This is a genomic window from Flexithrix dorotheae DSM 6795, assembly GCF_000379765.1.
GTDB classification, from domain to species: domain Bacteria; phylum Bacteroidota; class Bacteroidia; order Cytophagales; family Flammeovirgaceae; genus Flexithrix; species Flexithrix dorotheae.
The window spans coordinates 1-24,860 of record NZ_KB903445.1 but is presented as its reverse complement, the minus strand read 5'-3'; the positions used below and the strand labels follow the sequence as shown (position 1 = coordinate 24,860).

Annotated in this window: 15 protein-coding genes; 3 read left to right on the top strand and 12 right to left on the bottom strand. The window is 36.5% G+C overall.

Annotated features, from left to right (window positions below; genetic code table 11):
- Nucleotides 1-556: 556 nt before the first annotated feature.
- The 12 genes from A3EM_RS42880 to A3EM_RS42860 all read right to left on the bottom strand — a co-directional run bounded on the left by A3EM_RS42880 (nucleotide 557) and on the right by A3EM_RS42860 (nucleotide 22,022).
- The gene (locus A3EM_RS42880) at nucleotides 557-2,806 is read right to left on the bottom strand and encodes a GH92 family glycosyl hydrolase (RefSeq protein ID WP_020529758.1); all 2,250 of its coding nucleotides are present in this window, start codon (nucleotides 2,804-2,806) and stop codon (nucleotides 557-559) included.
- A 26-nt stretch (nucleotides 2,807-2,832) separates the two neighbouring features.
- The gene (locus A3EM_RS42875) at nucleotides 2,833-5,346 is read right to left on the bottom strand and encodes a glycoside hydrolase family 95 protein (RefSeq protein WP_020529757.1); all 2,514 of its coding nucleotides are present in this window, start codon (nucleotides 5,344-5,346) and stop codon (nucleotides 2,833-2,835) included.
- Nucleotides 5,347-5,514: 168 nt separating this feature from the next.
- Complete coding sequence (locus tag A3EM_RS47635; RefSeq protein WP_157637963.1) at nucleotides 5,515-5,655, bottom strand: hypothetical protein; 141 nt, start codon at nucleotides 5,653-5,655, stop codon at nucleotides 5,515-5,517.
- 51 nt (nucleotides 5,656-5,706) lie between these two features.
- Nucleotides 5,707-6,744, bottom strand: a complete 1,038-nt coding sequence (locus A3EM_RS0118620; RefSeq protein ID WP_211211989.1) for a family 43 glycosylhydrolase — start codon at nucleotides 6,742-6,744, stop codon at nucleotides 5,707-5,709.
- A 59-nt stretch (nucleotides 6,745-6,803) separates the two neighbouring features.
- The gene (locus A3EM_RS0118615; protein ID WP_020529754.1) at nucleotides 6,804-8,090 is read right to left on the bottom strand and encodes a glycoside hydrolase family 99 protein; all 1,287 of its coding nucleotides are present in this window, start codon (nucleotides 8,088-8,090) and stop codon (nucleotides 6,804-6,806) included.
- A gap of 33 nt (nucleotides 8,091-8,123) precedes the next feature.
- Nucleotides 8,124-9,386: a glycoside hydrolase family 99 protein gene (locus A3EM_RS0118610; protein ID WP_020529753.1), complete on the bottom strand. Its 1,263-nt coding sequence runs from the start codon at nucleotides 9,384-9,386 to the stop codon at nucleotides 8,124-8,126.
- Between the two features lie 2 nt (nucleotides 9,387-9,388).
- Nucleotides 9,389-12,934 carry a glycosyl hydrolase family 28-related protein gene (locus A3EM_RS42870; protein WP_169513383.1) on the bottom strand — a complete coding sequence of 1,182 codons (3,546 nt, stop codon included), beginning with the start codon at nucleotides 12,932-12,934 and terminating at the stop codon, nucleotides 9,389-9,391.
- Between the two features lie 346 nt (nucleotides 12,935-13,280).
- The gene (locus tag A3EM_RS47630; protein WP_020529751.1) at nucleotides 13,281-14,579 is read right to left on the bottom strand and encodes a DUF5013 domain-containing protein; all 1,299 of its coding nucleotides are present in this window, start codon (nucleotides 14,577-14,579) and stop codon (nucleotides 13,281-13,283) included.
- A 22-nt stretch (nucleotides 14,580-14,601) separates the two neighbouring features.
- Nucleotides 14,602-16,536 carry a RagB/SusD family nutrient uptake outer membrane protein gene (locus A3EM_RS0118595; RefSeq protein ID WP_020529750.1) on the bottom strand — a complete coding sequence of 645 codons (1,935 nt, stop codon included), beginning with the start codon at nucleotides 16,534-16,536 and terminating at the stop codon, nucleotides 14,602-14,604.
- 18 nt (nucleotides 16,537-16,554) lie between these two features.
- Nucleotides 16,555-20,028, bottom strand: a complete 3,474-nt coding sequence (locus tag A3EM_RS0118590) for a SusC/RagA family TonB-linked outer membrane protein (RefSeq protein ID WP_157637961.1) — start codon at nucleotides 20,026-20,028, stop codon at nucleotides 16,555-16,557.
- Between the two features lie 131 nt (nucleotides 20,029-20,159).
- Nucleotides 20,160-21,230, bottom strand: coding sequence for a FecR family protein (locus tag A3EM_RS0118585; RefSeq protein ID WP_020529748.1), 1,071 nt, complete (start codon nucleotides 21,228-21,230; stop codon nucleotides 20,160-20,162).
- Nucleotides 21,231-21,311: 81 nt separating this feature from the next.
- Nucleotides 21,312-22,022: an RNA polymerase sigma factor gene (locus A3EM_RS42860; protein ID WP_020529747.1), complete on the bottom strand. Its 711-nt coding sequence runs from the start codon at nucleotides 22,020-22,022 to the stop codon at nucleotides 21,312-21,314.
- A gap of 635 nt (nucleotides 22,023-22,657) precedes the next feature.
- On the opposite strand from A3EM_RS42860, the gene A3EM_RS47625 reads away from it, so the two are divergent.
- The 3 genes from A3EM_RS47625 (at nucleotide 22,658) to A3EM_RS0118565 (ending at nucleotide 24,815) form a co-directional block, all read left to right on the top strand.
- Nucleotides 22,658-22,795, top strand: coding sequence for a hypothetical protein (locus A3EM_RS47625; protein WP_020529746.1), 138 nt, complete (start codon nucleotides 22,658-22,660; stop codon nucleotides 22,793-22,795).
- 560 nt (nucleotides 22,796-23,355) lie between these two features.
- Nucleotides 23,356-24,510, top strand: a complete 1,155-nt coding sequence (locus tag A3EM_RS0118570; RefSeq protein ID WP_157637960.1) for a hypothetical protein — start codon at nucleotides 23,356-23,358, stop codon at nucleotides 24,508-24,510.
- Nucleotides 24,511-24,563: 53 nt separating this feature from the next.
- Complete coding sequence (locus A3EM_RS0118565) at nucleotides 24,564-24,815, top strand: hypothetical protein (protein WP_020529744.1); 252 nt, start codon at nucleotides 24,564-24,566, stop codon at nucleotides 24,813-24,815.
- The last annotated feature ends 45 nt before the right edge of the window (nucleotides 24,816-24,860 follow it).

Below are 24,860 nucleotides of genomic sequence, written 5' to 3'. Positions count from 1 at the left end.
TCAGGAGAATCCATGTGCATTATCAATTTTTTTTTGCTTGTAGAGTGCATTTCTGTTGGGGGTGATTTTTTAAAGTGAAGTTTTTTGTGGTTAATTTCCACATCAGTTTTCATTTTTGTTATTTTCAAAAGCCCGGTTTGGCGGGTTAATATTGAAAAGGGCATAGTATCCCGATCTGTTTGCTGGAAACGATTTTTTCTTTATTGCTTCCCCTCCTCATTTTCAAAAAATGCTTCGAAAATGGCTAAAAAACAGCTCATCATTCAATGGATTCCTTAAATGGGGATAATTTCAATTCTTCAAAAGAGAATCCACATTTTTGTTAAGTCAGACCGGGATGACAATAGCTACTCATTATTGTGTTGGTGAGGCAGTGGAGTGACAACTAAGGTTGGTTGTTGGAATTATTGGTTATGCAATAGAATACTTAAGTGAATGGTGATAATTTGCTTGTAGCTCAGGTCTTTTCTTTTATTCAAGGATTTCCTTACAGCCAAAAAAAAGTCTTCCCGAATTGGGAAGACTTCTATGAAAAAAAGAAAACTAAATTTTATTTTTAAAGAGATTCTTTTCCCCAAGATTTATTAGCCTTGTCACCCATAAAGAGTTCTAAAACAGCTCCATCTTTAATATCATCATGAGAGAAAAACGGTTTGTTCCATTCTTTGCCATTCAATTTAGCTGACTGGATGTATTTATTACCTTCACTGAAGTTTTTAGCTACAATCTTAAAATCGTTACCATCACCCAAATGGACAACAGCATTCTCAAAAAATGGACTTCCAATGTTATATTCAGTAGAACCCGGAGTTACAGGGTAAAAACCTAATTGAGAAAATACTACAAAAGCAGACATTCCTCCACCATCTTCATCACCGGGTACTCCCATCAAATCATTTCTGAACCACTCACCGATTAATGAATGAATTCTTTTTTGGGTTTTCCAAGATTGACCAGCGTAATTATACAAATATGGAATATGTAAAGAAGGTTCATTTGCCATAGAAAACTGACCAACATTACCAGTATGGTCTGGCAATTGTGCATAAAAGCTGTATTTGCTTCTTCCTAAAGAGGCATTAAACATATCATCCAGATTATTTACAAAAGCCGTATTTCCACCCATTAAGCTGATCAAATCCTTCACATTGTGCTGTACATCCCAACGGTAAATCCAGGCATTATTTTCACCATAATAACCTCTTGCTCCCATTCCTCCGGAAAACACATAATCGAATGGTTCGATAAATTTTCCATTTTTGTCTTTCGGATGGAAGAATCCGGTCTCTTCGTTGTATAGGTTACGGTAATTGAGTGAGCGCTTCATAAAATAATCGTAGTCTGCAGTCCTGCCTAATTCTTTGGCAATTTGAGCCAGACACCATTCATCGTAAGATGTACCCAAAGTTACAGCTACTGGCTGCCGACTTTCGAAGTCGTGTACTTCTGGAATGGTTTCTTTTTCACCCTCTCTTAAAGCCGGAATGTACCCTTTATCTTTATAAAACTGATCTAGTTCTCCGGCAGGTTTGCCAGACCATGGCGCTAATGTTTTTTCTGTGATACCTGCTTTACAAGCTTCATAAGCTTTTTCCAAATCGAATCCACGAAGTCCTTTTCTGTAAGCATCTATCACTGAAGCAACTCCATGGTTAGAATTCATTCTTCGACTGTCTCCTGTAATTTCTGGGAAGGTTGGCATCCAGAAATGGTCCATTTGCTCTGCCATGTTAACAAATGAATTAATTATGTCCTCTTCCTTCTTTGGATCAATTAAAACTCTTAATGGATGATGTGCTCTGTAAGAATCCCAAATCCAGTCATCCGTGTAAAACGGTCTTCCATTATCTTCGTGTACCCTTCCATCAAATGCACTATAATATCTTCCATCTTCCGAAATACAAACCGGACGCTCAAAGCAACGATACAAAGAAGTATAGAAAACAGTTTGGTCATCTTCCCTTCCTCCGTTTATAGCGATTTTGCCAAGTGCTTCATTCCAAACATCTTTGGCTGCTGATTGCAAAGAAGCAATGTCTTTACCCTCTACTTCACGATCCATATTCTTTTTTGCCTGTTCTACATCGATAAAAGAGATGCCATAACGAACATGTAATTTTTTAGTAGATTGAGGATATTCCAACACTATGGCAGCGTTTCTACCTGTGGCTTTTGCTGCTTCTATTTGTGCTTTATCCTGAATAGCAAAAGCAGCTAATGGGGTTTCTTCTACTACCATATACATATAAACCTTGGTATTATTTGCCAAATTCTGATAACCAGAAACTGCTTTGCCATCCCAGTTCATTTCACCAGAGCGGGAGTTTAACACCAAATAAGCTGCTTCATCTTTATTAAAAGCAATCTCATACATTGCAGACTGATGAGACAATCCAAAATCTACATCAATTTCTGCATCATCCAGATATACATAATAAGAAAATGGTGTGAGTTTTTCATTATCGTAACTGTAATGAACCACTGGAGAAATTTCATTTTTAGCGCCCTGATATGGACTTAAATTAAAAGCTGAGCTACCTCTGTGGCTCGTGATAATAAGTGGCAACCCGCTTAATTTGTCGCCAGTAAAATCTCTTCTTTCTGGATATACCCTCAATAAGCTATTAGGCAGGTGTATTGTAGGAAATGTAGGAACCAGCAAGTGGCTGATGTTCCCCATGTATGGATTCACATAGTCAACGGGTTGTTTTGCTGTAGAGATATTGTTGTTTTCAACTTTAGTAGTACAAGCGGCAGTTAACAAAGCTAATCCATACAATAAAATATTTTTTAAATGTAGATTCATGTTGATGATAAATTGTTTTTGTTTTACTAGTTTGTTTTTTGAAGGTTCGCATTCAGTTTAATTACTTCTCCTGTTTTTGTTTGCTGATCGTATTCATTGCTATCAGTATTTACATGCAATAGCCCTCCGTTTTTGGAGTGAATTATTACTTCTGTGATTTTACTGTCTTTCCATTCCAAGTCGACTACAAAGCCCCCTCTGGCACAAATTCCTTTAACATTTCCATTTGGTAGAGCAGATGGCAATGAAGGTAGTAATTCAATCTCATAGCTGCCATCTTCATTCTGCGTTTGGCTTTGCACAAACATTTCGGCAATGGCAGCAGTAGCCCCAAAGTTACCATCTATCTGAAATGGCGGGTGATTATCAAATAAATTTGGGAGTGTTTTAGTCGCCAATAATACTGACAATAACTTAAATGCATGGTCACCATCCTGAAGTCTGTTCCACATATTAATTTTCCAGGCGAGGCTCCAACCAGTTCCATCATCTCCACGCCCCTCTAATGTTTTTTGTGCAGCAACAGCCAAATCTGGAGTTCCAAGTTTTGTAATCTGATTTCCGGGATATAAAGCAAACAAATGAGAAGTATGTCGGTGATGTGGTTCAACTTCTTTGTAATCTTCAGCCCACTCCATAATTCTTCCAGTTTCTTTACTAATTCTTGTAGATGCCAGTTTGGCTAAAGTCTGCTTACATTCTTTCTTAAATTCATGATCGATTTGGAGAATTTCTGAAGCTTTAACACAGTGAGAAAGTAAATCTTCTATTACCTGTAAATCCATGGTAGCGCCATAAGTAAATACAGATTGTTTACCATTTGGCAGATAAAAAGCATTCTCTGGTGAGTAAGAAGGATTCGTAACCAATTTACCAGCCAAAGCTGTCCCTGCTGGTGCTTCAACTAAAAAATCCATGATAAATCTGGCAGCACCTTTCATTAAAGGATAAGCCCTTTCCTTAAGAAATACCTGATCACCTGTAAAGGTATAATGTTCCCAAGGATGTTGAGCCAACCAAGCAGAACCCATTGGCCAAATACCTTGTGGTCCATCGGCCGGTGCAGAAAAACCCCATGCATCTGTAAGGTGATGTACCACCCAACCATTTGCACCATATAAAACCTTAGCAGTTTTTTCCCCGGGTTTTACCAACTCATCCATCAAATTAAAAAGTGGTAAATGTAGCTCAGACAAATTGGTAATTTCTGCCGGCCAGTAATTCATTTGCAGGTTTATATTGGTATGATAATCTGCATTCCAGGGTGGGTTCATTTGCCAGGCCCACAAACCTTGTAAGTTGGCTGGCATTGTACCTTCTCTTGAACTTGAAATGAGTAAATAGCGACCATATTGAAAGAAAGTTTCTACCAAAGCCGGATCGGGAGAACCGTTTTCTTTAGCCATTTTAAGCCTTTCATCAGTTGGCTTTGCTAAAGTAGCAACATCTGTTCCTTCTAAATTTAAATCGACTCTGTTAAACAATTCCTGATGCTTTTTAATATGTGCAGATTTTAATTGCTTATACTTTTTGCCAGATGCTTTCTTGATAATTGCTGCGCACTTTTTTTCAGGTGAGTCCGAAAATACAGGATGCTCTACAGAGATTTTATCTAACCCGGGATAATCGGTTGCTCCGGCAACTAGCAGCATTACTTCATCCGCATTGCTTACTGTTAAAATATCTTCGGATATGTCTGTTTTACCACCCTTTGCTATGGCTTTTACCTGCATGGCAAAACTCAAACCTCTGGCATTTCCAGCATCATCTTTTACTGGTAATCTTCCGTGTAATAAGAGTGATGCAGGATCTCCTTCAACTCTAGTAGTTAAAGCATCTTGTTGTCTTTTTAAAGCCAATGAAAAATTGATTTGCGATTTTTTATCAGCAGTGAATTTGATTACCATAACATCATCAAAAGGTGAAATGAAAGCTTCTCTGGTATACGTAATTCCATCTGACACAAAACTAGTTGTTGCTACTGCAGTAGATAAATTAAGATTTCGGGTATAATTCTCGGCTTCAGTTATGGGTGTATCAAACCAAATTTCTCCTAAAGATTGAAATGGCTTTATCCCTTTCGGATGACCCATCATATGTTTTTCGGCTAATTGAACTGCCTCATTGTTTTTACCTTCGAAAAGTAATTTCTGAACCTCTGGTAGATGTTCGAAAGCAGTTTTATCATTTGGGTCAAGGGCATAGCCATCCCACAACGAGCTTTCATTGAGCTGGATACGTTCATCTGCAACACCACCAAAAACCATGGCTCCCAAGCTTCCATTACCAAGTGGCATCGCTTCTTCCCATACACTAGCTGCTTGTTTGTACCAGAGCAAATATTTTCCTTCTGGTTTATCTCCACCAGATTTTATTTCGGCCCGGTCTGCCCAGTTAGCTGTGATTTCACCAACACGAGTACTTGCCGGAGCAACATCATGTTGTTGTGCTTTTGCGGTCCTGCAAGTTATAAGAATAAAAATTACCAGAAAGATCAACATGCTAATCTGCTGGTATATTTGTTTTTTTATGAATTTCATTTTCAATTATTAGTTTACCTAATGTGTAAAAGGTCTTTCTCTAATTCATGTGAAATACTTTTGTCAGAAACAAAAGTTGAATTTTTTGCTTCATCATATACTACTTTAATCCAGATGATTTTCACTTTTACATGGGCTGTTTTTATACCTTTCTTTTCTTCAAATTTATTAATAGGAAATAAGAACTTCAGCTTCATTTGGATATTCATAGGTTATAGTAGCACTTATTCCTTCCGAAGTATCATTATAGCTAAAACTATCTTTAATTTTGTCTGAAGCAGGCAAAGACGGATTTATACCTACAACCATAATATTGACAATTTTTATCCAGTCAGTATTTTCAATAGGATTAAAGCCAAGTTATTCCTTAATTGTGTTTTCTTCAGTGAGACTTAGTGTTTGTACCACTTTCTGAATGCTTCCATCTGAATTATAATAAAGCTCATCTACACAAATCGATCTGAGCCAGTCGTGGTTAGAAAGTGAACTATTATGATAGAAAGCATACCATTTGCCTTTGTATTCCACAATTGATCCATGGTTTGTGTAGCTATCTGTTGGATCAATATATACACCTTGATGTTTCCATGGCCCAAGTGGACTATCGCTAGTAGCATATCGCATGCGATTGTGTTTGTCTCCTTCATCATGATTATCGGAATAAGAGAGATAATAAACTCCATCTTTTTTATGTACCCATGTGGCTTCATGGAAATCTTCCAGACCTTCCATATTTAACATTTCTCCATCAATCTCCATCATGTTTTCTTTTAGCTTACCTCCTTTGCAAACTCCTCCTCCTCCATAATAAAAGTATGCTTGTCCATCGTCATCAATAAAAACAGCTGGATCAATCATAGATTCCAATCCTTCTATATAACCTTGTACTTCAAAATCACTTGCAGGTTTTTTACTTGTAGCAATACCAATTTTCCAAGTAGAATTCCAATCGTCTCCACTCGGATGCGGAAAATAATAATAATAAGTACCATTGCGATAGGCACAATCAGGTGCCCACATAAAACCACCTTCTTTTCTTCCCCATGGGACATCTTCAGAGCTTAGGATTTCACCGTGATCTATCCAGTTTTCCATATCATCAGTAGAAAATACATGGTATTTATCCATTAAATCACAGCCTTTTGGTGGAGCTATATCATGCGAAGCATAAACATATAAACGGCCATCATCCCACACATGAGCAGACGGGTCAGCGGTATAAATCTCGGTAATAAATGGATTGTAAATAAATGGGTTGGAAAGGTCCCATGCTTCTTCTATTTTAAGATTATCTTCATTGGTCAATGACTGATTTGTATTTTGACATCCAAAACCAATTAAGGCAATGGCTACCGGTAACTTCCATAGTTTACTATAAACAGATATTTTTTTGTTCAAGTTGAATATTTTAAAAATTATCATTTTTTGGATTGATTTATTTAATAATAAGTTTGATATCATTTTTGGATTGGCTTTTCAGCAGGAAGTTTCATTTTGCGTTTCAACATATCAGCAGCTTTTCCAGTAAGCCAGAGGTAATGATCTGATGGGATCTCTTTGTCTGCCGGGATAAATTTACTTTCACCAACTGGCACCTGATGAGCCGTTTTAAAGATGGCAGTTCCTTCATCAATTTCGTCAAACATGGCTACATACATCATCTCAGCTCCTTCAGAAGCTGCTCCGCTTAACTGTTTCCAGAAGAAACTTCCCTTATTTCTGGGAATGGTACTGCTTGGCCGACCTGGTGGTAGCATGTTGTTCCAGCTAAATCCAGGAAATACCACAGGTATATAAGCCATCCCGTTTTGTTTGCACCATTTTACATCCTCCCCAATGATAGATTTAAAATTGGGATATGTTGCTTCATTAAAGCGACCTACAAACCAGGGATGTACAATGTCAGCCATTTTCACCACATCCAGAAAGTTTTCATCTTTAATGCAATCTCTTCCTTGTTCCCGCCAATAGGTAGGTACTCCCAGCAATACATCACAATTTCCTCCTTCATCAGACTTAAAAAAGCGAATCAGTTTTTCAATATCCTTCAGGTTATATTTTCGGCCATCATTAAAGCCAACCCCCCAAATTGACACTACTGGATGTCCTTCATTAAAAAGGTAATTCGAATATTTTGATCGCTTTTCAAAGCCAAATTTCTTTAATAAACTTTTCCAGTCCTCAATTACAATATCTACTTCACTGGAAGTAATACCTGATAAATCATACATTACTGCAATAGTACGATTGTATTCCAACGCTGCTTTACTGGCGGACTCCAATACCCCTGTAAAATGTTTCCTCCCCGATTCGTGGCGAATTTCAGAAATAAAACGCTGCATAAAAACTCCATCAATACCGTAATCCTCCATCCATTTGAAATGAAGACGAACAGTACTTTCATCAGCAGGGCTAAATACTGTAGCCGGACTTCCATCTTCAAATTTGAAAGCTGTTTCATATTGCTTTTCATACTCTTTCATTTCAGGCCATAAATCAATGGTACAATAACCCGGTTCGAATCGTCCTTTACGCTCATAATGGTGCCAGCCTCGGTCTTCCCCGTCATCTGGAGTGTTAAACCACCCCTGATATCCAGCCATCACCAAGCCCGGAGAAATCGTATGTTTTTTGGGGATTTTATCATGGTGGATCCATGAAAATTCAGCCAATAGTGTTATACTGAAAAAAGCTAATATTAAGGTGATTAATCCTTTTATTCTTTTGGTTTCTATTACCTTCATTTTTAAGTTTTTTATATTTATTCTGATGCTATTTTATTTGCGTTGGGGTTGAATAAAAACCAATGGTTTTTCTTTTCTCAACATTTTTGCAGCTTCGCCTGTCAGCCACAGGTAATGATCAGATGGTTTCCCATCCAAACCGACAAATTGTGCAACATCACTTACTGGCGGATTATCAGTTACTTTGAAGATGGCAGTACCCTCGTTTACTTCATCAAACATAGCTACATAAATCATTTCGGCACCCGATCGAATGGCTGTTGACATTTGCTGCCAGTAAAAATTTCCTCCCTGACGTGGAATTGATCCCACAGGTTTTATATCATCAGGAAACTCATGAACACTGAGATTGTGCCAGCTAAATCCTGGATATACACAAGGAACATAGTCGATATTGTATTCTTTACACCAGGCTATATCACCAAGAATAACATCACGATATCGATCCATATCATTATGCAAGAGCGGAGAAAAACGCTGAACCATCCAGGGCAACACGATGTCCACCTGCTTAATCAGTTCGTGCAAATAAGGATCGTGATTAGAATCAGCATTTAAATCGCGCCAGAAAGTTGGAACACCCATCATGATGCTGCAACCACCATATACTGGGTCGTTCTTTAAAAAATCAATAAAACGCTCTAAGCCGATGTTACGGATATTGTAAGGTCGGTCTGGAAAGCCTACACCCCAAATTGCCACCAAGGGTTTACCATTATGATGGAGATAGGTTTTCGTCCCTTTTTGATCTGTTACTTTTAAAGAATCTACCAGATATTTCCAATCTTCAATGAGGGTAGAGCAATCTTCATTTTTCCCTCTTAATCCAGATAAATCGTACATGATTGCAATGGCACGATCGTATTTTGATGCGGCTTCAAATCCATGGGTCAACACTTTTGTAGCATGGCTTTGAGCTGCACGTGATCTGGCAGCACCAAAAAATCGCTGCATAAAAACACCATCCAAACCATATTCTTTCATCCATCGGAAATGGGTATCCACAGTACTTTTATCAGCCGAATTAAAAAAACTGGCAGTGCTGCCATCAGCATGTTTTAGACCTGTTGGATAAGTTTTTTGGTATTCGTTGACATCAGGCCACATATCAATTCGAATCTCTTTTTCATTTGGATACATGATTTGGTTATCAGGCAAACGAAACCAGCCTTGATATCCAGCCATAATGAGTCCTTTGTAAGTTGGATACTTTGTTTCGGGAGCATGCTTATTAGCTGTTGCTCCATTAAAAGCTAAAAACAAGCAAAGTGTTATAATAAATGTAATTTTTTCCATATTTAAATTTTGATGAGTTTTTTCGATTGAATCTTATCATCTGTGTAGAACCGAATGAAATATACACCAGGTGATAATCCTCCCAAATAGAGTTCAGTTAGGTTTTCTCCGGCTTTTGATGTGAATGCCTTTGTTTTTATCATGGCTCCAGCCATATTGTAAACTTCCGCAAAAACCTCTTGCGAATTGTACAACCAATAACTAAGGGAAACTTTGCCAGATGAAGGATTCGGAAACAACTTCAAATTTGAAGCATCTTCGGTATTTTGAACTTTCTCGATAGATGTTAACTGTCCATCTCCAACTATTACAGTGAGTGTTGCTTTTTTAACTCCATCCATACTGATTGCAGTGATGGTGGCAGTACCATTTGAAATGCCTGTTACTTTGCCATTACTATCAACAGAGGCAATATTTTCTTTATCTGATTGCCAAAATACGATTTGGTTTTCGGCATTTACTGGCTCAATCGATGCTTTCAATTCATAAACACTATCAATTGGTATAGCTATTTCCTGATCATCTAAACTGATTCCAGTTACACTTACTGGTACCTCATTTCCAAAGGCATAAATCTCGTGAATGGACCACCAATTCCCTTTTGATCCGGTTTGAACGATTTTGACATATTGAACCGTAGTTGATGGAAAGCTCACAATTGTCATAATATCAGCACCGCTCCCTGATGTTCCCGGACCATACCAATCATTACCATTATCTGATACATACAATTCATACTTTTGAGGGGAATCAAAAGGGCTTTCTGCTACATCAAGTATGATTTGTTCTATCTTTTCTGGTTTGCCAAAATTAATAGTAAACCATTGTGCAGAATCCTGTGATGAATTAGTATCCCATCGGGTTGCATTACTGCCATCTATTGCCAACAAGGTATTTTCTGTATTATTAGAAGCTGAAACGGTCCATCCACTTCTTACAATAGCGGATTCGGGTGAAATCTCAGGTACATTGCCTATGTTGTTAATCCATAAGGCACAATTGTTTTCGTTAATGCCAGAAGGATCAACCACTGAAGAATGTATAGCAAGCTTAGGCTCTGTTCCGTTTGCAATTAATTGGTTTACCGGATAAATACTGGAAGCTTCAATAAACAAAGAATCTCCATTGAGTAAAGCCATTCTTTGCTGTCCGGGTTGACTCATATTCACTTCCTGAAGCGTGAGCAGGCCTCCATTCATAGCAATCCCATTGGAAGGATTACCCCAAAAATCAGCATTAAACAAAGTAACGCCAGAAGTGTAATTGGCTCCTGTTTCAATGTACTTCGTGTTTTGATCACCAATAGCAACGATCTGTGAGTTCACGAAATCAAAACCATCGCTGCCTACTGCATCAATAATGAGTGCATTTCTTGAACCATCAATCCCGCTACCAATACTCAAACCAGAAGGACCTGTACCATCAATATCACTTAAGATCATTCCATTCTTTGAGCCGTAGTGGAAGTTGTTATACAGGGTTTGATTTTTACAATTTCCCAATATCATAAAGTCGAAATTGTTAAATCCATAATCGTATGCAGGACCTCCATCTCCAACTGAATTTGGCCAACCTCCATATTTCGACTCATCACCCACAGCATAGGCAATTACATTTAATTGGGAGTTGTATATTTTCCCATTCTGGGTTCCTCCACCTACACGAATCCCCACATCAAATACATGTCCGGCAAGATAGTCAATATAATGGTTGTCACTAGGATAGGTAAATAAATCAACTCCCTTATGAACTGCACGCATTCCTATATTAATCATATAGGTGTTGTTTCCAGTTGTTTGTAAACAATATGGATATTCTGCAACACCGGGAAGATCTGTTATTAATTGCTCGGGATAATTAAACACAATGCCCCGAATACCACTGTTTTCTGATAATTTTAAAAACGGTTCACCTGCTGGATTGTCCCTGTCTGCATATACTTCCAATATACTACCCGGACCTGTTGGGGTAGTACTTACATCAACAGAACCTTTTAGCTCTACACCTGAGGGAATAACAAGATTACCGAGGATTTTGTATTTCCCAGGAGGAAGGAACACTACACCGCCACCATCTGCAGCGGCCTGATCAAGAGCTGTTTGGATAGCCTGTGTATTATCTGTAATTCCGTCTGCCACTGCATTGTATGGCGCATTTGTTACTATATATAATTCGAGCCTTGATGGCTTATGTGTTTCCGGAATTATCTCTTTTAACTCCGGCAGCTTTTTCATGCTAACAGGGCTGTGATCAATTTTATTTTTGAAAATGGATGTCTCTTCAATTTGAACATCTTGTGAAAATCTGTTACCAGTAATTATAGCACGGGCATTTTTTATGATGCTAATTTGTGGGCTTTGGTTGCTAAAATCACAATCAGACGCTGTAAAAGTACCTCCGCTCACACTTACAGCCCCTGAATTAATATCAGACTGCAAAATCATCAGACGGGTACTGGCAGATTCATTTACTAAAATTGCGTTTTTTGTTGCCTCAAATGAGCAAGTGTGCAATTGTACTACTCCAGAAGATGAGTTTTCAATGGCTATCCCTGTTTCACACTGCACAGTATTAATCCCGGTAAACATTAAGCCTACTGAGTTTGCCGAACTTATAGCTAATCCAGTTTTACAGTTAGCAAAGTTCATGGAATAATTATGTCCATTTGGTTGAGCACCTGGGCTAGTAATGGATTCTACAGCGTGAAATCCCTTATTATAGCCCTCAATATTTACAAAACAGGTATAGGACCAGTCATTTCTCCTCATCACTATTCCAGTTCCGTTTTCATAAATCCATGTTTTATGATCTCCATCGATTGAAGGTGAATTGGGTAATCCAGATACAGCCCAGTAGTCTGGTGAAAAATCGATCCATTCAATACGCCCTACATCAACTATATTATCAATTTCAATACCCCTTGACAAAGGAGTACCATATACACCATTTATGGTTGGGCAGGTTCCCCCATTTTTTCTCGAAAAGACAATACCAGCATAGGAATTTATTAAAGTGATATTTTTAGCATTACAGTTTTCATTACCGAAATAATTGGGTTTGCCGAACTCAATCGTAGGAGGATATGGAACGATAGCAGATGGTACTTGTTCCGGATACCAAAATGCCAAATCCATCACTGCTGAAGAAGGTTCCATAGTGATGAAAGGAGTTTCCTCCTCGTTTCCCTTTCCGGCATATACCATTAAAATTGTACCGACTATTGGCTCCCCTTTTTCTGGTTTTTTCCATTCCCCTCTCAGGGTAATGCCTTTTGGAATCAGTAAATTTCCTTTTATCACATATTTCCCTTCGGGTACAAACAAAGTGCCTCCACCTAAATTACCTAACTGGTCAAGCAAATCCTGAAATTGACTGGTAACATCTGTAGTTCCATCACCAGTAATTCCGTAATCTGCTACAGAATAGGCAATTACAACATTGTCAATGGTTGGGTATTTCGTATTGACCAATCTCCAGTCCTGGGCCTGTAATTTTGAAAACGCAATCAAAAAAATACAACTAAACAGAGTTCTAGTTAGAGATTGCATTTTAAAAAATGGTTTATGCTTCATCTTTATTCTTTAATCAAATGCCGAAATATTCGGTAGATCCAGTATTTTTCCTATTTACTTTTGAGGTATAAAATGCCATCAGGAGTATCCTGGACATTAGTCGGAAAAGCATTTTTTTTACAAATTAGATATTCATTTTAAGGCATAAATTGCCTCTTCTATTATTTTCCAAACAACAGGTTTATTGGAAATAAAATAGGAATCCACATGGAATGCATGCTTCAAATTATTTTGGGAATTTCGAAGAAAACAACTGCTGTTTAACTATTAAGTAATAGTTGTTGTCCACCACAGCCCTGATGGACAACAACTTAAAAACTACTCAATCTAATTTTTCCAGTTTTAACCAGGAAGGTCTCACGTTTTGCTCGGTACCAGTAAAGTTCACTACAAAACCTACAGAAACTGTTGTGGGTTCATTCAGGGAAAATTCTATATTTGTTGATCCATCTGTCCCAAGATCTGCAAAGTTTGTAGATGCCAGTGCTGAAGATATGTCTTCAACGTCTGGTAAGCTCTCGCCAATTGCTGCGGCTATATACCTTGGGTCACTACCATTATTACTTATAATTGGGTTTTCTCCGGCAAGACTTAATGTAAATCTGTAAATGCCTGCAGGAAGATCTATTGTTTGATAAAGTTTACCATTTTCAATTGGGTTTTCGCCATCTCCCCATCGTTCAAACCCTAGGCTTTGTTTATCATTTTCAGGTCCTTCCCATCCCCCATCATAACCACCATACTGGCCATCACCACGAGAACGCATTGCAGCGTTAGTTACCCAGCTACCTGATAAATTCCCCCAACGGTTACCATCCCACTCGGAACGGCTAAACGGCCATTGGGCGTTATCTAAAAAGTTGTCCGGAACTTCATTTGGATCATTTTGGGCATCTGCCGGCACTTCTATTTTAATGATTTCTGTATAATTATAGCTCCTGTTTGCATCATTAACATTGGCACCTAACCGTACATAATATGTATATCCAGGTTTTACAGGAAGGGGACCAATACGGTAGAAATTACTCGTTTCCACATCACCAACTTCTTCCATCCAGGACTTATTGATTTGTTTCCTTTGATTATTATACTCCCCAATGTCAATAAAATTTGATGCTCCGCAAAACGGATTTAAGCTTAAGAAAGGCTTGATTTCAACAAGATTAGGAAGCCCATCACGAATTGGGGCTTTCAGTTGGCAACTCATAGTTAATTTTAAACCATTCAGAGAAGCTTCAAAGCCTGTTAATTGCAAATATGGAGTAACAGTAATATCCTGTTCAGTATTTCCATTTAATATGACATTTTTAATCGTATCCGCAGGCCAGAAAGGACCTCCGTAGGGGAGAATGTCATAAGAACCAGCAAAAAGTTTACTATTATTATAAGAACCATCCTGCTTTACGGTAAGGGTTTGGTGGTTAGGAACTGACTCTGTCCAGGTTCTTTCCCAAATACGCAAGCCCCAGTCCCCTTGGGATGTTAATAAATTTTCACCAGTATATGAATCAATTATTTTACCAAATGCCCTAACATCAGGTTCTTCCCAGTTATCAATCTCCAAACATGAAGTAATTGAAATCATTAAAAACCCAATAATTATATATATTATATTTTTCATAGAATTAAGATCAATTTAGATATTAATAAAGTGGATTTTGAGGTAAGAGATTTTCGTTCTTGCCAATTTCACCCCAGGGAATTGGTTCGTAATAACAAGCGTTTGAAGCTGTCCAACTCCTATTCCATCTATTAATTTCATCAAGATAAATGTACTTCCCCTCATCAGCAACAAAGTAACAGCTCAGCACACGGTGACGGAACTGGTTTAACACCTGGTCAGCCGTTCTCCATCTTCGAAGATCCCACCACCAGTGATTTTCACCATAAAGCTCACGTGCACGTTCATCACGAATGAATTGCAATGAATTTTCGAGCTGATAGGGGTAATTTGCTTTATTTATAGAACCAATATTTGTTGTCGTCATATCAATGGCAGGACGGATAACACTAGTACCAGCTCGATCACGAATCATTTCTATATAATTAAATGCTTCCTCTCTATTTCCCAATTCATAAAGTGCCTCTGCTGAATTTAAATAGATTTCGCCCAAGCGGAAAACTACCCAATGTTGGTCACTTCGGTATTCCCGAACATCATTAGTTGGCATATCAGGATTTACATATTTACGAATAAAAGCCGATCCCCAGCCATTATTTTCCCCTCCTTGATCATCAAAATGGCCATGTGCTCCAGTGATATTATAAGTAACCCCATCAATTTCGGTTGTCCAGCCTCTTCCACCTAATATGCGATTATCAGCACTATTAATTGGAGCAGCACTACTGCCATTATCTGCCTCAGAAGCAAGAGCGTCAAAATTTTTATAAATACCCTTTTGAATACTAAAAGTACTACCACGCAATTCATCACCATCAAAATACATTGTACCCAACATACGAGGTTCCATTCCATTCTTAATATCACTTCTGCTGTCAAAACGAACTGGTGTTCCATCCGAATTGACAAAGTCAGGCATTTCGTACAATTCCATAAAATCCAGCGGAGGATAACTTTCTGCTCCAACAAATGATGACATATCAGGTTGTGGGCACATCAATGCATCATAACTATGTCGCAAACGAGTATTATGAGGCACGGTCATGTCATAAGACTTTATAAAAATATTTTCAGGTGAAATAGGGTCCAAGAAAAGATTTGCAAAGTTTGTGGCTTTATCCGGATAGTTTTTAGTGTATAATGAATAAGGTCCTTCTTCAACAATATTTCCAGCATCAACACAATATTGGAAAAACTCATCTGCTTGTGAAGGCTCCATTCCGGCAAGTCCAGCACTAGTTGCTGCTTCACCTTGAAAACCGAGATATTGGGAATATTTTGCAATAGATCCGGCATAAAGCATAGATCTTGACAATAAAGCAGCAGCAACATACTTGTTTGCTCTTCCTGTTTCACTGGTTTTACCCATATTTTCAATAGCGAAGGTCAAATCTTCATAGATAAATTTCCAGGTTTCATATTCTGTATTTCTAGGCACTTCTAAAATTTCAGCATCAGCAAGAGGATTCTGTACTTCCTTAATAATTGGAACACCACCATATCGCTTAGCCAATCCAAAATAATAGAATGCACGTAAAAAATATGCTTCACCCAACAACTCATTGAATACATCTTCTTTATATTTATCCTTATACCCGGGGAAATTTTCAATAAAGGTATTGATATCCCGGATACGAGCATAGGGCCAGTAAGCAAAACCATCGTTATCCACTCCAACCCACGAATTAAAAAATTCACCACTCATATTTCCCAGACTCTTTTTTCCTTGTTCCCAATAGTTATCCGGACGATAAGCTGTTTCTGAATCTGTTCCGAAGTATAGGAAATCTTCTATAGGAAGGTCATTATAAATACCTGAAAAATACTTTTTCACTCCGAACTCATTTCCAAACAGTTCAGGCTCACCTAATATCCCTTTGGGTTCCAGATCCAGCTCCTGACATGATATTACTATTATACCAAAGAGTATTGCTAATATTTTATATTGCTTTTTCATATCTTACTTACTTTCAATTTAGAATTTAATACTTGCACCAACTGTGTATGTCCTGTTTACAGGATAATTATAAAAGTCGATGTAATTGGTTGACGAACCACCAGATGCACCAGGACGTTCAGGGTCAACATTTTCAAGTCCTGTAAAGGTTAATAAATTATATCCGCTCAAGTAAATCCTCAAATTCCTTAGATTAATTTTAGACACCCATTTTTCTGGTAATGTATAACCAAGCTCTGCCGTCTTTAAGCGAATGTAAGATGCATTCTGAATACCATTAGTTCCGGTTCTTCGTCCATCATGGCCTGTCACTGGGTAATATCCTGAAATCCATTCTGTATTGGGATTAAAATAATCAGCATTTGGATCAGCCGGACGCCACCTGTCCATAAACCAGGTCAAAGTATTTTGTCCTCCAAAAGGTAGTGCCTCAGTGAGCACTTCAGCATATTGTACATAGACGCCATACGCTCCCTGAAAATCCAATGCCAAATCAAATCCTTTCCCTGAAGCTCCCAATGAGATACCATAATTAAAAACAGGAAGGCCGTATGAAGCTATTGGATGTTCATCATTTGCATTGATTACACCATCTTCGTTCCAATCATTTAGCACCCAATCTCCAGGCAGTGTATTTTGAGGCAACGGAACACCATAATTCTGGATATCAGCATAATTTGCTATCATCGCTTGTGACTCGTTACCCCACCAAATATCATTGTAACGTCCACTAGTACGATTTCTCCATCTGTCATACGAGTTGCCAGCCGGAGTTTCAAGCCAATCAGTTCGCATACTCTTTGTTGCAGAAAGCTGGCCACTTACATAATAATTAAAGTCTCTGAACTTATTGGCATATCGCAATGATATTTCATATCCAAAGTTACGATCACTATTCAGGTTTTCCTGAGGTAAACTGGCTCCAACAGTTCCAGGGATAACTGCAGCACTGGTTGCTAACAAACCGGAACGGTCCCGCCTATATATGTCAAATGTACCAGTAAGTTTATTACTTAGTAATCCAAAATCGATTCCCAGGTCATACGACTTTATCTTGTACCATGTTAAGTTTGGATTAGGTATGCTTGAGGCAGTTACCCCTCCGGTTAATGTGCCTCCGTAAAACCATCCGTAGTTGTTTCCATCTAAACTATAACCTGTGGTAGGAGGATAGTTTCCGGCAGAGCTATCATCACCCATTTCGCCATAAGAACCTCTTATTTTCAAATTGGAGAAAATTGGTAAGTTATTTATAATGAAATTTTCTTCACTTAATCGCCATCCTGCAGATACTGAAGGGAAGAAACCAAATCGGCTGCCTTCAGGAAAACGGGAAGATCCATCGTAACGAAACCTGAGGTCAAGCAAATATTTACCCATGAAATTATAATTCAACTGGCCTATAAGGGACTTACTTGCCCGGTCAGCAATTTCCCCTTCGGTAGCTCGCTGATTTTCATCTTCACCAGCAAATAAGTATTCAGAATCTACTAATAACTCTCGGTAAGCATTGTAACTATCCCATGTATTATATCTATCTTCATAAATAAAAAAGCTACTAACATTATGGTTACCCAATTTATTATCATAATGCAACCCTAATTGCATGTTAGTACTGTATGACATACCTACGCTTCTTGTAATATCTGAAGGTGTATTCCTTTCAATTGAGGAATAGGAATCGTCATCCGGATTGTATCTAAATAATGTATAAGCACGTTTGTAATTCGTATAATCCGGTAAGTTTGTAGCATAATCATACACACCTTTTGCCGACAACCCTTCAATACCAGGAATATCATAATTAAGAGTCAATGTTCCATTATACCTTCGGTCATTACTTAAGTTGTAACCAACATAATCATCATCAGTTTGTACAATCATATTTGCGCCTTCATTCAGATATTGATTATCTCCATTTGGATACTCCGGATTATCATTAGCATAAAAAGCTGCATCAGGTCGTGTTAACCAGGTAAGTTTGTATGTGGTCCATCCTGTCCCGTTTGGCTGGCTATTTTTTACCATTATAGCTCCAAGGGAAACTTTTGCACTGAGCCTTTTTGTAATTTGAGATTCAATATTAGTCCGCATATTCCAGCGAGTAGAATAATAATCACCACTTTTATATGCTCCAATCTGCTTATTATAACCAAGGGTAAAATAATACCTAAGCTTTTCACTTCCCCCATTTACACTTAAGTTGTTATTAAATTGTGGGGAAGTTTTATTAAAAACCTGATCAAACCAATTATAAGACTGTTTAGTCCCATTATAATAAGGTTCGAAGTGATCCTCAGTAAATAGAGGGTTTGTTCGAACCAGGTAGTTTTTCCCAAAGTCCTGCCAATTTTTTTCATTTGACAAAGTCATGTAATCAATTGCCCCAACACTTTCTGGCACATATAAAAATTGTTGCATTGAGACACTGGTATTAAAGGTAACATCCACTTTTCCATCCTGCATCACACCACTTTTAGTTGTTACCAAAACAACACCATTGGCAGCCCTTAATCCATAGATGGCAGCTGAACCATCCTTCAAAACAGACACACTTTCTATTTCTTCAGCACTCATACGGGCGAAATAATCCTGGTCACGAACAATCCCATCAATGACAAATAACGGATCGCCCATTCCCCGAATATCTATTCTGGTATCATAAGCACCAGGAGCACTACTTTTTTGAACTATACGGACACCTGGTAATTTACCTGTCAAAGAGTTCAATACGTTTTCATTTTTGGTTCGAACAATATCATCACTCTTCACAACTGATACAGCCCCAGTCAAAGTTGTTTTTTTCTGGGTACTGTAACCCACAACAACTACTTCTTCTAATTGCTCAAGGTCAGGTTGTAAGGCAATATTTATTATATTTTGATTCCCTACTGTAATTTCCTGAATGATAAATCCAATATAACTAAATTGTAAGACATCATCTGAAGTAGTATTCAAAGTATATTTACCATCCAGATCGGTAGTAGTTCCTACCGTTGTTCCTTTTATAATAATACTTACACCAGGAAGAGGCTCATTGTCTTCAGATGAAGTTATGATACCCGAAACCTTTATTTGTGACGAATTATTTTCATTTATCTCCTGCTCAATTCGTTCTCCCATAAAAGATTTTTGAGTAACAAAAATATTATCATCAATTCGCTTAAACCTCAATCCTGTATTTTTAGAGATATTATATAATATCTCATACAGATTATCTTGTCCTTCTATTATGGTGACTTCTTCCTTTTCATTTACTATGAAATCACTGTAGGTAAAAACAAATTTTGTTTTGTTTTCAATTTCAATGAATACTTCTTTTAGAGTTTTTTTAGGAGATGCGATTGAGACTGTAATATCTTCAAGCTTCTTCATTGACTGAGCTTTACTTTCTTCGGCTAGCAACATATCGCATAAAAGTGCTTGTATAAAAATTCCGATAATTACATATTTAGACATTGCTAATATTTGTTGTATTATTTTCAATTTCATATTTTTAAATGTTTTAGTGAAATTATTTTCATTTAAAGCGTCCCTTTTTTAAATACTTTTTTCGGGTACCAATCGATCAGAAGTATTTTAAGGGAATGGATTTAGCCAGTTATATTCATTTATAACTGGCTTTATTTTATGGGCTCATCTTCTTTTTTTAAGGTTACTATTTTTCCATTAATTACATAAGTTATATTAGAAGAAAAGCTTAATCCTTCTAATACAGCTTCTAAACTTTTGTTTTCAAAGCGTCCGTTAAAACGACCTTGCACCTGTATTCCTTCTTCAATTTTAAATTCTACTCCATACCACCGCTCTAAATACTTAATGATTTCTTCGAAACTGGCTGATTCAATTATGATCACACCATCTTTCCAGCCTATTCGATTGGATATATCAGCATTTCGAGTGGAGAATGTTTGATTAATTTTGCTATAAGTGTAAATATCATTAGGTAATAATATGCTCTGGGCATGTTTATGTTTGTTTTTTACGTTGTTATCAACCCGTACTTTACCTTCAACTACAACAACTTCCAGGGTTTCCATTTCAGGATATGCACTAATATTAAAGGAAGTTCCCAATACCGTAGTTGTAATATCACCAGTGTATATTATAAATGGTTTACTTGTATCACTCGTTACCTTAAAAAACGCTTCTCCTTCTAAATAGACCTCCCGTCTATTTTTGTTAAAGTTTTCAGAAAATCTGATTTGGGTTTCCGAATTAAGTTTTACTTCTGACCCATCTGGTAACTTCATTAAAAGCTTTTCTCCCTTTACGGTATTTCTTTCTTTGCTGGTTATTTTTACTTTTGTTTCGCTAGGTTGAATACGTAAAATATTGTAGTTTAATATCAGGCTAAAACCTGCTATCAACACAACAATAATGACAGCTGCATATCTTTGGTATTTATTATTACCAAACCATGATATAGATTTTGTGTTATAATATTCGCTTTTATTCCCCTTATGGATATTTTCAAATATATCAATGTACTCTTTGTTATTTACGCTAAAATGATGCTTGAAATTTATAGAATTGATTATTTCTTTTGCCTCAAGAATTAGTTCTTTTCTTTCTGGATGTTCGCTTATCCAGGATTTCCAAAAGTACTCATTTGCCTGAGTTGGGTTAGTGACCCATTTTACAAAATATTCATCCTGAAGAAAATCTTCAAGACTATAATCTTCATATTTCATTTTTATATTCTTCCTTTTCGACTTAAGGAGGGAAGAACTTTAAAAACATTACAATAAATGAGATTTTTTTTAAAAAAAAATTTAGGTGTTTGATTTAAACAGGGTGTAAAAGAAAAATCCAAGTAAAATCATTATTTCAAATAATTTTATTTTATACCGGTTCATGGCCAATTTTAACTTACTTATTGCTCTAAATACAACTACACGGGTATGTTCAATTTTAGAAAAACCCATAAGTTCTGTTATCTCTTGGTAGGATAGGCCATCATAATAATAATAAAAAAGTATTTCTTTCTGTGTTTTGGATAATGATTGAAAAGCTATTTCCAGTTTATCTTTTACATCTTTTTTAATTTGACTATTGATTAATATTGATTCATGAGAAAGAACTATTTCAAAACCATGATCTTTTTCATTAAAGCTAATATTCTGTTTCCATTTTTTTGAAGATAATACCTCCATTAATTTCCTTTTCAGACATTTGAGCAGGTAAAATTTAAAACTTGAAATATGCAATCGATTTTTTTTCTCTCTCAATTCTATAAATAAATCTTGTATCAGGTCTTTAACCAGACCTCTATCAGTTGTAAACTGGTGGCCATAATTAAACAAAATCTGAAAATAGGTTTCATAAATATAATTGAAGGCAGTTTCATCTCCATGTTGAAATGAAATCCATATTTCCTTATCACTTAATTTGTCCTTACTTTTAAATTTAGTTTTTGAATGAAAGGTATTTAAATTAGAAAATTTTAATTCATTTTCATCTCTACTTCCGCTATCAGTTTTCATATTTATCAATAGATAGTTTATCTCAAAGATATCATTAGACCTTCGATATCCAAGTATTAAGAACATCCATGAGATTAAAGATAGAAATATTTTGTATTATATTAAAAATATCATTTGGCTTTTTAAATTCAGTGGATTTCCAAGAAAAGTATTCCCTTCCTCAAAGTTGCAATAGAGCCCATTTCCGTTACATAAATAAGTAATTCATTGGTTTTGTTTTAATTATTCACCTGCAGACTAAAGTAACGTAATAGCAAAAAAATTTTTAAAATCATCAAAAGTAAACTAAAGTGTTGGAGTATCTCATCAAAAATATACATTCCTAACCTTTACTTTTTCATTAGTCCAAATCGTTGCATGACCACCCATTTTATATGGGAATCCGGTTGGTAGGTCGATTCGTCAACAATAGCCAAGGCTTGGATTTAGTCGCTCAAGTTGTATTCTTTATAAACTTGTAAAATATTACGATATTGGTTTTTTTGAAGAGCTTGATATATCTTCTGACTTACAGCAAGATTTTAATGAAATAGCATATTTTGAGGATGTCTCGACAACCTTTATTTTTTCTCAAGGAGTTTATTTTTTCGATTCTCCTATTAAAGTAAATTTGGCTGGGGTAAAATTTATTGGACATGGGCATAGCGGAATTGATACAAATGGGGCAAACCTTGCAGGAACAATTTTTAGATTCGGAAAAAACTGTGGCCCATATTGTATTACTTTTAATTATGCAGGGAGAGCAAATTAAGCGGGCCAGAAATGATCGTTAACAATAATCTATTTGCCGATTTGGGAACTGCATTAAAAATAGAAAATACCACTTTTCCGCTTTTAGTAATAATACTTTTGCTTATATCGGTAAGTGCTTTGAATTTAATGAAATTAACTATTCTACCATAAGCGGGAATGCATTACAAAACAAAAAGGACAATATGGGCGCAGTAGCCGGAGGGTTTATTTATGTAAAACAGTCGGATGGATTAAGGGTAACCAATAACTCTATAAATTACAGCTTATCTAAAAACTTTTTTAGATGGAAGTATCTTTCTACTTAACATAATCAAAGTTATTATCAAATTTTAAAACTTATTATGTTAAATCAAATACGGGGGAAATAAAATATAAGCAAAAAAAAAGCTAGTACAATTTTGTACTAGCCTTAGTGATTCTAATAAAATTATATTTTAACACATATTGCAAATATCTGATTCGCAGTCAGATAGCAATAAATACCTCGTATTGCAAACAAGGTTACTCAATGACTTCAAATATGCAAGAATCTTGCGACTTTAGCAAGATTAACAAAGGTTATCAAACCATACAATTCACAATGGATTGTAAAATCCGTAAATTTCACAGCTATAAAAAAAGCCTAAAAGATAAAAAAGTACCAAATTCAGAATTATTAACAAAGCTGAACACTGAGAAGACTTGGTTACAGGCCGATATCCAAAGATATTCGCATGACTTCAATTCATATAACTATTTGACTACCCGCATAGCAGGAATTGAAGATAAATCTAAATTACTTCAAGAACTTTTTAAACTAAAGTACGATCGTAATAATCGTGCTTCTACTGGCTCAACTATGAATAATGCAAGAAAGCGAAGATTGAAAGAAATCTGTCATTTTTTATACTACCAAAAAGAAAAATTTCAAGGCTCTAGATTTTTATGGTACACTTTTACAGTACCTCCCTTCCACAATTCATCAATTCAATATGAACCCGAAAAACATGATGAATTATTTCAGAAACAATTTTTAAAACTATTAGATAATTTGAGAAAAAATCACGGTCTAAAATCGTATATCTGGGTTGCCGAAAGGCAAACAGGAAAACGAAAAAAGGACGGTGGAAAAGCTACAAATACAATACATTTTCACTGCATTTTTATACAGTCTAAAAATTCATATTTGAATGTAGAAAATGTGAATTTGTACTGGCTTCAATTGTGTCATCAATTGGGCTGTCGTGCCATTATAAAGGATATTTCAAAAACTAAAGAAGGGAAAATCAGAAAACTTCCTTCCTTCTTTGTGCCAATGCTTAAAAATCATATGTACGGTGAGTTTTTGCGTAGACCAATGGCACAAGACATAACAAAGAACCGACTGAAACAATTAGGATTGCTTGTCAATCCGGTTAAAGCATCAGGAGTCGCAAATCTGCGCTCCCTTGGTTCATACATTGCAAAATACATCTCCAAGAATGATGAAAAAGTATTTTGCAGGTCAAACGGTATGACAAAGGACCTTTCCGGGCTGAGTACTAAAATTGAATTGACTCAGGAAGAAGCTGAAGAAATACAATACCAGCTTCAAGATTATTATTTGCAAACTTATGAGCATCCCTATTTTATAAATGATGTCAAGCATGTCATAAATATCGATGTTTATGAACCTGATTTGATGTTAGAAACCTGCGAAGCGGTAGCGAAGCTCATTAAAATACATCTGCTTAATCAAAAATTCAATCCTAATTGATACCTGGGGCAAAATTGACATTTAATAATTATTCACTTAACACATATTGAAAAATGGAATCAGCTATTTTAAAACAAAAGAATGAAGATGTAAAAGAGATTTTTAAAATCACAAGGGCTATCCGGGCCTATCCTCGTGATATTATGGACTTAGAAAAGTGTAGCTATAGAAATGTATGCAGGATAATGCGAGAAATCAAGGCATATTATAAAATCCATGTGAAAAGGCCCCTGACGATTTATCACTTATCCGCTTATTATGCGGTTTCCATTACCAATATTTTGCGCCACATTTCGGACAATTAATGCCGAAATAAGCAAAACCACTATAATTAAGTAAAGCGGGTATTA